The organism is Polaromonas sp. YR568 (assembly GCF_943369415.1).
Taxonomy (GTDB): domain Bacteria; phylum Pseudomonadota; class Gammaproteobacteria; order Burkholderiales; family Burkholderiaceae_C; genus Polaromonas.
Genome location: NZ_CALRNF020000009.1, coordinates 24,434 through 36,829, shown reverse-complemented (window position 1 = coordinate 36,829; position 12,396 = coordinate 24,434). Strand labels below are relative to the sequence as shown.

Annotated in this window: 10 protein-coding genes; all 10 read left to right on the top strand. The window is 63.1% G+C overall.

Translation table 11 applies throughout. The features are described from left to right. Window positions 1–233: 233 nt before the first annotated feature. Entirely contained in the window at window positions 234–2,882 is a 2,649-nt protein-coding gene (gene gyrA, locus ACLV74_RS08020; RefSeq protein ID WP_411878854.1) for a DNA gyrase subunit A, read from the top strand. Further along, window positions 2,882–3,451: a DUF2059 domain-containing protein gene (locus tag ACLV74_RS08015; protein ID WP_411878853.1), complete on the top strand. Its 570-nt coding sequence runs from the start codon at window positions 2,882–2,884 to the stop codon at window positions 3,449–3,451. The genes gyrA and ACLV74_RS08015 overlap by 1 nt, the downstream gene beginning before the upstream one ends. After that, window positions 3,448–4,554, top strand: coding sequence for a 3-phosphoserine/phosphohydroxythreonine transaminase (serC, locus tag ACLV74_RS08010; protein WP_411878852.1), 1,107 nt, complete (start codon window positions 3,448–3,450; stop codon window positions 4,552–4,554). The genes ACLV74_RS08015 and serC overlap by 4 nt, the downstream gene beginning before the upstream one ends. An 82-nt stretch (window positions 4,555–4,636) precedes the next feature. Then, window positions 4,637–5,719, top strand: a complete 1,083-nt coding sequence (gene pheA, locus ACLV74_RS08005) for a prephenate dehydratase (RefSeq protein WP_411878851.1) — start codon at window positions 4,637–4,639, stop codon at window positions 5,717–5,719. A 33-nt stretch (window positions 5,720–5,752) separates the two neighbouring features. Next, complete coding sequence (locus ACLV74_RS08000; RefSeq protein ID WP_411878850.1) at window positions 5,753–6,631, top strand: prephenate dehydrogenase; 879 nt, start codon at window positions 5,753–5,755, stop codon at window positions 6,629–6,631. A 10-nt stretch (window positions 6,632–6,641) separates the two neighbouring features. After that, entirely contained in the window at window positions 6,642–8,624 is a 1,983-nt protein-coding gene (locus ACLV74_RS07995; RefSeq protein WP_411878849.1) for a bifunctional 3-phosphoshikimate 1-carboxyvinyltransferase/cytidylate kinase, read from the top strand. Between the two features lie 151 nt (window positions 8,625–8,775). Further along, complete coding sequence (gene rpsA, locus ACLV74_RS07990; protein WP_411878848.1) at window positions 8,776–10,461, top strand: 30S ribosomal protein S1; 1,686 nt, start codon at window positions 8,776–8,778, stop codon at window positions 10,459–10,461. A 63-nt stretch (window positions 10,462–10,524) separates the two neighbouring features. Then, window positions 10,525–10,839, top strand: a complete 315-nt coding sequence (locus tag ACLV74_RS07985) for an integration host factor subunit beta (protein ID WP_007869491.1) — start codon at window positions 10,525–10,527, stop codon at window positions 10,837–10,839. A 62-nt stretch (window positions 10,840–10,901) separates the two neighbouring features. After that, complete coding sequence (locus ACLV74_RS07980; protein ID WP_411878847.1) at window positions 10,902–11,183, top strand: lipopolysaccharide assembly LapA domain-containing protein; 282 nt, start codon at window positions 10,902–10,904, stop codon at window positions 11,181–11,183. Beyond that, on the top strand, window positions 11,173–12,318 hold the full coding sequence (gene lapB, locus ACLV74_RS07975) for a lipopolysaccharide assembly protein LapB (protein ID WP_411878846.1): 1,146 nt from the start codon (window positions 11,173–11,175) through the stop codon (window positions 12,316–12,318). The genes ACLV74_RS07980 and lapB overlap by 11 nt, the downstream gene beginning before the upstream one ends. Window positions 12,319–12,396: the final 78 nt, after the last annotated feature.

The following is a 12,396-nucleotide window of genomic DNA, read 5'->3' as shown; positions in this document are numbered from 1 at the left end:
CGCAGACTTGCTGCGATTAGTAATATTACACGCCGTAAGTGACCATCACTCAAAGCGTTACATCGATTGTGCCACACCTGTTCGAACCTTCAAGCACGCTATCGGCTTCGTCTGACACAGACATGAGATTCTTGAGCATTTGTTGCTGGCCCGCCACAAGTGCCCGCTATAAACTCAAGCCTTAAAATTGCAGGCTTTCCCTCAAGAATCCCGAAATCCCAACCAGGCCGCTCATGACCCAGTTCGCTAAAGAAACCCTGCCCATCAGTCTTGAAGAGGAAATGCGGCGCAGCTATCTCGACTACGCCATGAGCGTGATCGTGGGCCGGGCGCTCCCCGATGCGCGGGACGGCCTGAAACCGGTGCACCGGCGCGTGCTGTTCGCGATGCACGAGCTGAACAACGACTGGAACCGCCCTTACAAGAAGTCAGCGCGTATCGTCGGCGACGTTATCGGCAAATACCACCCGCACGGCGACCAATCGGTGTACGACACCATCGTGCGCATGGCGCAGGATTTTTCCCTGCGCCACCTGCTGGTCGACGGCCAGGGCAACTTCGGCTCGGTCGACGGGGACAACGCCGCGGCCATGCGGTACACCGAGATCCGGCTGGCGAAAATCGCCCACGAACTGCTGGCGGACCTGGACAAGGAGACCGTCGATTTCGGCCCCAACTACGACGGTAGCGAGCAGGAGCCGCTGGTCATGCCGACCCGGTTGCCCAACCTGCTGGTCAACGGATCAGGCGGCATTGCGGTGGGCATGGCGACCAACATCCCGCCCCACAACCTCAATGAAGTGGTCGACGCCTGCCTTCACATGCTGAAGAACCCCGAGGCCTCCATCGACGAGCTGATGGAAATCGTCCCGGCGCCGGACTTCCCCACGGGCGGCATCATTTACGGCATCAACGGCGTCAAGGACGGTTACCGCACCGGCCGCGGCAAGGTGGTGATGCGCGCAAAATGCCACTTCGAGGACATCGACAAGGGCCAGCGCCAGTCCATCATCGTCGACGAGCTGCCCTATCAGGTCAACAAGAAGACGCTGCAGGAGCGCATGGCCGAACTGGTGCACGAGAAAAAAATCGAAGGCATCAGCCACATCCAGGACGAGAGCGACAAATCCGGCATGCGCCTGGTCATCGATCTCAAGCGCGGCGAAGTGCCCGAAGTCGTGCTGAACAACCTGTACAAGCAGACCCAGTTGCAGGACACCTTCGGCATCAACATGGTGGCGCTGGTCAACGGCCAGCCCAAACTGTGCAATCTCAAGGACCTGATCCAGGTCTTCCTGTCGCACCGCCGCGAAGTGGTGACCCGCCGCACGGTGTTCACGCTGCGCAAGGCGCGCGAGCGCGGCCACGTGCTCGAAGGCCTCGCGGTCGCCCTGGCCAACATCGACGACTTCATCGCCATCATCCGCAACGCGCCCACGCCGCCGGTGGCCAAGGCCGAACTGATGCTGCGCCCCTGGGACAGCACCCTGGTGCGTGAAATGCTGACCCGCACGCGCGCCGACGGAGGTGTCGTCAATGCCGACGATTACCGTCCCGACGGCCTCGAAAAGGAATTCGGCATGGGCAACGACGGCCTGTACCGGCTCTCGGAAACCCAGGCCCAGGAAATCCTGCAGATGCGCCTGCAGCGCCTGACCGGCCTGGAGCAGGACAAGATCGTGGCCGAGTACAAGGAAGTCATGGCCGAGATCGACGACCTGCTCGACATCCTGGCCAAGCCCGAGCGCGTGTCCATCATCATTGGCGAAGAACTCTCCGCGATCAAACTGGAGTTCGGCCAGACCAAGCTGGGCGCACGCCGCAGCCTGATCGAGCACAGCTCCTTCGACCTCAGCACCGAGGACCTGATCACTCCCACCGACATGGTGGTGACGCTTTCGCACACCGGCTATATCAAGAGCCAGCCGCTGTCCGAATACCGGGCGCAAAAACGCGGCGGCCGCGGCAAGCAGGCCACCGCCACCAAGGAAGACGACTGGGTCGACCAGCTCTTCATCGCGAACACGCACGACTACATCCTGTGCTTCTCCAACCGCGGCCGGCTCTACTGGCTCAAGGTCTGGGAAGTTCCCGCGGGCTCGCGCGGCTCGCGCGGCCGGCCGATCGTGAACATGTTCCCGCTGCAGGAAGGCGAAAAAATCACCGTGGTCCTGCCGCTGACCTGCGATAAGCGCAGCTTCCCTGCCGACCAGTACGTCTTCATGGCCACCTCGATGGGTACCGTGAAGAAGACCGCCCTGGACGAGTTCAACAACCCGCGCAAGGCCGGCATCATCGCCGTGGACCTGGATGCGGGCGACTACCTGATAGGCGCGTCGCTGACGGACGGCAAGCACGACGTGATGCTGTTCAGCGACGGCGGCAAGGCCGTGCGCTTCGACGAGAACGACGTGCGCCCCATGGGCCGCCTTGCGCGCGGCGTGCGCGGCATGATGCTCGAAGACGGCCAGGGCGTGATCGCCATGCTGGTGGCCGAGGACGAGGAGCAAAGCGTGCTGACCGCCACCCAGAACGGCTTCGGCAAGCGCACCTCCATCACCGAGTACACACGCCACGGCCGCGGCACCAAGGGCATGATCGCCATCCAGCAAAGTGAGCGCAACGGCAAGGTCGTGGCCGCCACGCTGGTCCACGTCGACGACGAGATCATGCTCATCACCGACAAGGGCGTCCTGGTGCGCACGCGCGTCAGCGAAATCCGCGAGATGGGAAGGGCTACACAGGGTGTTACGTTGATCGGCCTGGATGAAGGCTCACAATTGAGCGGCCTTCAGCGCATCGTCGAAAACGATGCCACGCTGGACGACATCGACACCGAAAACGACACCGGCACAGACGCCTCCAACACCGAAAGCAATTGATGAAAAAACTGATCACCGCACTCGCGATCGCCGGCATGGCCTGTGCCACCGCCGTCCACGCCCAGGCGGACGCCAAGACCGAACTGGCCAAAAAAGTGGTCGCGCTGCAGCAGGGGCCCGAGCTCGACCGGCTGGTGAGCCAGTTGGCCGGCAGCACGGCCCAGGACCTGATCAACAAATGGGGGCCGCAACTGCAAGCCAATGTGCCCAAAGCCAAGCAGGCCAAGGCCTCCGAAGACCTCAATGCCGAACTCAAAAAGTACGCCGATGACGCCAGCCAGCTCATCGGCAAGCAGGTCGCCACGGTCAGCGCCGACTCGCTGGTGCCCGCCTACGCGGAGCGTTTCACCCAGGAGGAACTCCAGCAGCTTGTCGCCTTCTTTGAATCTCCCGCGATCAAGAAATACCAGGCTGCGGCGCCTGAACTCGGCAGTCTTTTCGTGCAGAAACTGGTGGAAGCCTCGCGCGCCGACGTGGTCTCGCGCATCAAGCAATTCGACGACACGGCGGTGAAAATCGTCGGCACCAGCCCCGCCCCGGGAGCAGCCAAGCCACCTGCGAAGAAATGACCCGGCCCTTCAATTTTTCCGCCGGCCCGGCAAACCTGCCCGAGGAGGTTTTGCAGCAGGCGGCGGGCGAAATGCTGGACTGGCACGGCAGCGGCATGAGCGTGATGGAGATGAGCCATCGCGGCAGGGAATTCATCTCCATCTATGAAGCCGCTGAAGCCGATTTTCGCGAACTCATGGCCGTCCCGCCCGAGTTCAAGATCCTGTTCATGCAGGGCGGCGGACTGGCCGAAAATGCCATCGTTCCGTTGAACCTCTCGCACGGGCGTTCCGCCGATTTTGTGGTGACCGGCAGCTGGAGCGACAAGTCGCAGAAGGAAGCGCGCAAGTACTGCGACGTGCAGGTCGCCGCCAGCAATGCGGACAACGGCCACACCCTTTTGCCGTCGCCATCGGCCTGGAAACTGCGGCCCGATGCGGCCTACGTGCACCTGTGTACCAACGAAACCATCAACGGTGTGGAATTCCACAGCCTGCCGGACCTCAAGGCACTGGGAAGCGATGCGCCCCTGGTGATTGATTTTTCGTCCCATGTGGCCTCCCGTCCCGTCGACTGGTCCCGCGTGGGCCTGGCTTTCGGCGGGGCGCAGAAAAACCTCGGTCCCGCCGGGATGACGCTGGTGGTCGTCCGTGAAGATTTGCTAGGCCACGCCCTGCCGATATGCCCCAGCGCTTTCGACTACAAGACGGTGGCGGACAACCAGTCGATGTACAACACGCCGCCCACCTATGCCATCTACATCGCGGGCCTGACCTTCCAGTGGCTCAAGCGCCAGAAAGAAGGCGCGGCCACCGGCATCGCCGCCATGGAAAGCCGCAACCTCGCCAAGGCGCAGCTGCTTTACGACGCCATTGACGGGTCACAGTTCTACCTGAACAAGGTCGGCAAGGACTGCCGCTCGCGCATGAACGTGCCGTTTTTCCTGCGCGACGAATCGCGCAACGACGCTTTCCTGGCCGGCGCCAAGGCCAACGGCCTGCTGCAGCTCAAGGGCCACAAGTCGGTGGGCGGCATGCGGGCCAGCATCTACAACGCCATGCCGCTGGCCGGCGTGCAGGCGCTGGTGGCGTACATGCGAGAATTCGAACAAAAACACGCCTAGGAAAAAATGCCTGCATGCCCGCCGCGTTCACGGCCCCTGAAGGGGTGCCCAGTGCTCCCGGCGCAGCCGAACGGCCTCTGATATGACTGCCAACCTTGCTGATTTACGCGTCCAGATCGATGCCCTGGACAGGGAACTGCTTGCCCTCCTGAACCGCCGCGCCCAGGTCGCCGAGCAGGTCGGAGAGGTCAAAAAACTTGAAGGCACGCCCTTCTTCCGCCCCGACCGGGTTGCCCAGGTGATCGAGCAAATCCAGAAAGCCAACACGGGGCCTCTCAAAAACGAACATGTGGCCGCGGTCTGGCGCGAGATCATGTCTGCCTGCCTGGCCCTGGAGTCCCCTGTCCGGGTGGCCTACCTGGGCCCCGCGGGCACCTTCAGCGAGCAGGCCGCGCTGCAGTTTTTCGGTGCCAGCATCGAACATGTGCCATGCATCAGCATTGACGAAGTCTTTCGCGCGACGGCGGCCGGCAGCGCCAGCTATGGCGTCGTGCCGGTGGAGAACTCCACCGAAGGCGTGGTATCGCGCTCACTCGACCTGTTCCTGAACTCTCCGCTGCATATCGTCGGCGAAATCAGCCTGATGGTGCGACACAACCTGCTGCGGCTTTCGGAGTCCCTCGAAGGCATCGAAGCCGTCTATGCGCATCCACAGGCATTGGCCCAGTGCCAGGGCTGGCTGACCACGCACCTGCCCCATGTGGAACGCCGCACCGCCTCCAGCAATGCCGAAGGCGCGCGCCTGGCCACGACCAACCCGGCCTGGGCAGGCATTGCCGGCGAGCGCGCCGCCACCCAGTTCGGCCTTTACACGGCGGCCCACGCCATCCAGGACGACGCTTTCAACCGCACGCGCTTTGCCGTGGTGTGCCTGCCGCAGACGTTGCCCTCCCCGCCGGCCTCCGGCAAGGATTGCGTGAGCCTGGTGGTGTCCGTGCCCAACCGCCCCGGCGCCGTCCACGACATCCTGATGCCGCTCAAGGCCCACGGCGTCTCCATGACCCGCTTTGAATCCCGCCCGGCACGTTCGGGCCAGTGGGAATACTACTTTTATATTGACCTTCAAGGTCACCCGTCCCAGGACCATGTCAAAGCCGCGCTGGCCGACCTGCAGCGCCTGTGCGCCTTTTACAAGGTCCTCGGAACCTATCCCATTGGCGATTAATGCAACGACTTACCAACCTCCTGGTGCCACGACATGTTTGAACAATTAGGTCTCATTGGATGCGGCCTGATGGGTGGCTCTTTCGCGCTGGCGCTCAAACGCGCCGGCCTGGTCAAGCGCGTCGTCGGTTACAGCAAATCCCCCTCCACCACGGAACGGGCACGCCAGATGGGCGTGATCGACGTGGAAGCCCCCTCGGCGCTGCTGGCGGTCTCCGGTGCGGACATCGTGCTGCTGGCCGTGCCGGTTTCCGCGACCGAAGCCACTTTCAAGGCGATCCGGCATCTGGTCGGCCCGAACACGCTGATCATGGACGTTGGCTCGACCAAGCGCGACGTCGTCGATGCCGCCCGCCGCGTGCTGCGCGACAACGTCGGCTCCTTCGTGCCCTGCCATCCGATCACCGGCAAGGAAGTCTCGGGCGTCGAGCATGCCGACGTGGATCTCTATGCCGGCAAGCAGGTCATCCTGACGCCGATTGAGCGCACCTTCACGGTCCAGCTCCAGAAAGCCGTGGACGTCTGGACGGCACTGGGCTGCAACGTCCTCAAGATGTCGCCCCAGGCCCATGATGCCGCTTATGCCGCCGTCAGCCACCTGCCCCACCTGATCGCCTTCGCCCTGATCAACGGCATCACCGGGCAGGACCACGGCAAAGACTACATGTCGCTGGCCGGCCCGGGCTTTCGCGACTTCACGCGCATCGCCGCGAGCGACCCAAAAATGTGGCGCGACATCCTGACCGCCAACCGCGAGGAGCTGCTGGCCCAGTCCAAGATTTTCCAGGAAACCTTGCAATCCCTCGAGAAGTTGATTTCCACCGGCAGCGGCGATGCCCTGGAAGCACTGATCGAGCAAGCCAGCGAGACCCGCGCCAACTGGCGCATCTCCTCGCCGAAATCGCACAAATAATCCGCGCTCCATGTTCGATATCGAGTTCCTGGACATTCCGCCCCTCAGCAGCGCGGGGGGCACGGTCCGCCTGCCCGGCTCCAAAAGCATTTCCAACCGTGTGCTGCTGCTGGCCGCCTTGAGCCACGGCGACACCACGGTCCACGACCTTCTTGCCTCCGACGACACCGCCGTGATGCTGGTCGCGCTGAGGCAACTGGGCTGCAGCGTCACGCAGGACGGCAACACCGCCGTCATCAGCGGGCTGGGCGGCCGGCCCGTGCAGTCCCCGGCCAAGCTCTTCATGGGCAATGCCGGCACGGCCATGCGACCCCTGACGGCCGCGCTGGCGCTGCTGGGCGGGGAGTTCGAGCTGTCCGGCGTGCCGCGCATGCACGAAAGGCCCATAGGCGACCTGGTCGACGCGCTCAGGCAACTCGGCTGCGCCATCGACTACCTCGGCAATGAAGGCTTTCCGCCGCTGCGCCTGCGCCCCGGGCAACTGAAACTGCAGGAGCCCATACGGGTGCGCGGCGACGTCTCCAGCCAGTTCCTGACAGCCCTGTTGATGGCCCTGCCGCTGGTAGCCCAACAGGACATCCGCATCGAAGTGGTCGGCGAACTGATCTCCCGGCCCTATATTGAAATCACGCTCAAGCTGCTCCAGCGCTTCGGCATAGACGTCCGGCGCGACGGCTGGGAACGTTTCACCATCCCGGCCGGCAGCCGCTACCAGTCGCCCGGCGAAATCCATGTCGAGGGCGACGCCTCTTCCGCCAGCTATTTCGTCGGGCTGGGCGCCATCGCGGCAGCGTCCCCGGGCCACGCCGGCATCGAAATCCTGGGCGTGGGCGCCGACTCCATCCAGGGCGACATCCGCTTCATCGAGGCCGCGCAAATGATGGGCGCGCGGGTAGAGAGCTCGCCAAACTCGCTGCGCATCTCACGCGGCGCCTGGCCGCTCAAAGCCATTGACCTCGACTGCAACCACATCCCCGACGCCGCCATGACCCTGGCCGTGATGGCCCTGTATGCCGACGGCACGACCACCCTGCGCAATATCGCGAGCTGGCGCGTCAAGGAGACCGACCGCATCGCCGCCATGGCTTGCGAACTGCAAAAGTTCGGCGCGGTGGTCGAAGAAGGGGCTGATTACCTCAAGATCACCCCACCGGTCCAGTGGACGACGGGCGCGATCCATACCTACGACGACCACCGCGTGGCCATGTGCTTTTCATTGGCGGCTTTCAACCCGGCGCAACTTCCGGTACGCATCGTGGATCCCAAATGCGTCGCCAAGACCTTCCCCGACTACTTCGAAGCCCTGTTTGAAGTGGCACAGGCCGGCATCGCCCGTATTCCCGTCATCTGCATCGACGGCCCGACCGCCTCCGGCAAGGGCACGCTGGCGGCCCTGACGGCCCAGCGGCTGGGCTATCACTACCTGGATTCGGGCGCGCTGTACCGCCTGAGCGCCCATGCCGCAGCCTTGGCCGGCGTCTCGCTGGACGACGGCGCCGGTGTAGCCCTCGTGGCGCGCACCATGCCGGTGCAATTTTGCCATAACCACATCTTCCTCGGCGCCCATGACGTCTCCGACGCCATCCGCACCGAAGCTGCCGGCATGGCTGCTTCCCGGGTGTCGGCGCATCCGGAAGTTCGCGCCGCCCTGCTGGAGCTCCAGCACAGCTTTCGCAAGCTGCCCGGGCTGGTCGCCGACGGCCGCGACATGGGAACCGTGATTTTTCCCGATGCCCCGCTGAAAATCTTCCTGACGGCCAGCGCCCTTCACCGGGCGGAACGTCGGCATAAGCAGTTGATTTCAAAGGGAAATTCGGCTACAATCGCCGAGATTCAGCAAGATTTAGAGGCACGTGATGCGCGCGATTCGTCGCGAAAAGCCGCACCTTTGAAGCCTGCTGATGACGCCCGCCTCCTGGACAACTCCTACCTGTCGATTGAAAAATCGGTGAGCCAGGTGATTGACTGGTGGCAAGGCACCCGGCCCTTCTGACCCCCGACGCGCGACCTGCGCTTGGGTCAGCAGGTTCAATAACGTAACCCGCGGCCACGCTAGACGTCCGGCCGCACAAAACCGCCGCAAGCAGCTATAAAAACAGTAGCAATCCCGCTATTGGAATCCTGTTGTGTGGACTAGGAAAATCATGTCTGAATCTTTTGCCGACCTATTTAACGAATCGCTGCAACGCTCTGAAATGCGTACCGGCGAAGTCATCACCGCCGAAGTAGTGCGTATCGATCACAACCACGTCGTTGTGAACGCCGGACTCAAATCCGAGGCTTACGTCCCCCTCGAAGAATTCAAGAACGACCAGGGCGAACTCGAAGTCCAGGTCGGCGATTTTGTTTCCGTGGCCATCGACTCTGTCGAAAACGGCTATGGCGACACCCTGCTGTCCCGCGACAAGGCCAAGCGCCTGGCTTCGTGGATGAGCCTGGAAAAAGCCCTGGAATCCGGCGAGTTCGTCACCGGACAGACCAGCGGCAAAGTCAAGGGCGGCCTTACCGTCCTTGTCAACGGCATCCGCGCCTTCCTGCCCGGCTCGCTCATCGACACCCGCCCCATCAAGGACTTGTCTCCGTACGAGAACAAGACCATGGAATTCAAGGTCATCAAGCTCGACCGCAAGCGCAACAACGTGGTGCTGAGCCGCCGCGCCGTGGTCGAAGCCAGCATGGGCGAAGAGCGCGCCAAGCTGATGGAAACCCTCAAGGAAGGCACTGCCGTCAAGGGCATCGTCAAGAACATCACCGAATACGGTGCGTTCGTTGACCTGGGCGGCATCGACGGCCTGCTGCACATCACCGACATGGCATGGCGCCGCGTGCGTCACCCAAGCGAAGTGGTGACGGCCGGCCAGGAAATTGTTGCCAAGATCCTGAAGTTCGACACCGAAAAGAACCGTGTCTCGCTGGGCCTGAAGCAAATGGGCGACGACCCATGGATGGGCGTGAACCGCCGCTACCCCCAAGGCACGCGCCTGTTCGGCAAGATCACCAACATCGCCGACTACGGTGCGTTTGTGGAACTCGAACCCGGCATCGAAGGCCTGGTCCACGTGTCCGAAATGGACTGGACCAACAAGAACGTGGCCCCGAGCAAGCTCGTGGCGCTGGGCGACGAAGTCGAAGTCATGGTCCTCGAGATCGACGAAGACAAGCGCCGCATCAGCCTGGGCATGAAGCAGTGCAAGGCCAACCCATGGCAAGAGTTCGCGCAGGAAACCAAGCGCGGCGACCGCGTCAAGGGCCCGATCAAGTCGATCACCGACTTCGGCGTCTTCGTGGGCCTGGCTGCCGGCATCGACGGCCTGGTGCACCTGTCCGACCTCTCGTGGAACGAACCCGGCGAAGCCGCCGTTCGCAACTACAAAAAGGGCCAGGAAGTGGAAGCCATCGTGCTGGCAGTTGACGTCGACCGCGAGCGCATCTCCCTGGGCATCAAGCAGCTGGATTCCGATCCGTTCACCACCTTCGTGTCGATCAACGACAAGGGCGCGATCGTGACCGGCAAGGTCAAGACGGTTGACGCCAAGGGCGCTGAAATCGACCTGGGCGAAGACATCATCGGTTACCTGCGCGCCAGCGAAATCAGCCGTGACCGCGTCGAAGACGCGCGCAACGTGCTGAAGGAAGGCGACGAAGTTTCCGCAGTCGTGGTGAACGTGGATCGCAAGACCCGCAACATCCAGCTGTCGGTCAAGGCCAAGGACAACGCCGACCAGCAGGAGGCCATGGCCAGCCTGAGCCAGCAGTCTTCGCGCGAAAACGCCGGCACGACCAGCCTGGGCGCACTGCTGCGCGCCAAGCTGGACAACAACGAAAAGTAAGGCAATCGTGCAGCGGTGTGACGCGCCCCGGGCGGGTCGCATCTCTGTGCAGCTACTTTATCCATGACCCGAAGCGACCTCGTCGAAGAACTGGCGGCCCGATTCAGCCAGCTGACGCACCGCGACGCCGAATATGCCGTCAAGACGATTCTTGACGCCATGAGCGACGCGCTGGTGCGCGGCCATCGCATTGAAATCCGTGGTTTCGGCAGTTTTTCCATCAACCGGCGCCCGCCCCGCATGGGGCGCAACCCGCGTTCCGGCGAAAGCGTGGCGATCCCGGAAAAACGGGTGCCGCACTTCAAGCCCGGGAAGGCATTGCGCGAAGCCGTCGATGCCCGCACCCAGGAATTGCTGGCGGTCACGGAACCCAAATAGGGCATTACTGGTTTCCCTCGGTGGGCTGGCTACAATCGCCAGACCACCCGGGGGATTACCAAGTGAAATACCTCATGTGGCTGCTTAAAGCAGCCATTTTTTTTACACTCTTCGCTTTTGCACTGAATAACCAGCAAACGGTTTCGGTGTATTTCTTTTTTGGCACCATGTGGCAGGCACCCCTGGTGCTGGTCGTCCTGGCGGCCTTCGCCTGCGGGCTGGCGCTCGGCATTTTTGTCATGATGCCGCGCTGGTGGAAGAAACGCAGATCGGCCAAACACACCTCATCCGGCGGCCCCCATACCGTGACAGACGACCCCTCCACACTCCACCATGGAATTTGACTTCACCTGGGTCTTGCTCGGCTTCCCCATCGCCTTCACCCTCGGCTGGCTGGCCTCCCGGCTGGACTTGCGGCAGCTTCGCATTGAAAACCGCCAGGCGCCCAAGGCCTATTTCAAGGGTCTGAACTTCCTGCTCAACGAGCAGCAGGACCAGGCCATAGACGCCTTTATCGAGGCGGTGCAGAACGACCCGGACACCTCCGAGCTTCACTTCGCCCTGGGCAACCTGTTTCGCCGCCGCGGCGAGTACGAGCGCGCCGTGCGCGTGCACGAGCACCTCATGTCGCGCGGCGACCTCACGCAGCCCGAGCGCGACCGCGCCCAGCACGCCCTGGCGCTCGACTTCCTGAAGGCCGGCCTGCTGGACCGCGCCGAGGCCGCCCTGCGCAAGCTTGAAGGCACGCCCTTTGAAGAAGAGGCCCGGCTGGCCTTGCTGTCGATTTACGAACGCTCGCGCGACTGGGCCAATGCCACCGAAATCGCGGCCCGCCTGGGCAGTTCCAGCCACGGCAGCTTCAGCACCCGGCAGGCGCACTACCTGTGCGAGCAGGCCGGCGCCGCCGTCGCCGCCGGCGATACCACCCACGCCTTGGGCGCACTGCAGGAAGCTATCGCCATGGCACCCGCCCTGGCCCGCCCTCTGATCGACCTGGCAAAGCTGCAGAACCAGCTAGGCAGGCATCAGGAAGCCCTGCAAACCCTGCTCAAGCTCGAAAAAACCGCACCGCAAGGCCTGCCGCTGGCCGCCGGCCTGCTGGCCAACATCGCGCAGGCCAGCGGCCAGGAAGCCACCGCGCTGGAACTGCTCAAGACCAGTTACGCCAACGTGCCGTCCATCGACGTGATCGAGGCCATCGTCAAGCTCGAAAAAGACCCGGCTTCGGCACGGCAGTGGTATGTGAAGCACCTGGAGCGCCAGGCCTCGCTGGTCGCGGCGGGCAAATGGATCGCCGGCGAAAAGCTGCAGGACGAGCAGCACCACGCGCTGGTCCAGCGTGCCCTCGACCAAGCCACCAAACCGCTGATGCGTTACCGCTGCGCCGCTTGCGGCTTCGAGGCCACCCAGCACTTCTGGCACTGCCCCGGCTGCCAGGCCTGGGACAGTTACCCGACACGCCGTATTGAAGAATTATGAACACCCCGTGGACAGGTTTGGCACACCCCCGTGGAGGCTTCGCCTCCCTCCCCCTTGCAAGGGGCGACGCCTGAGGCC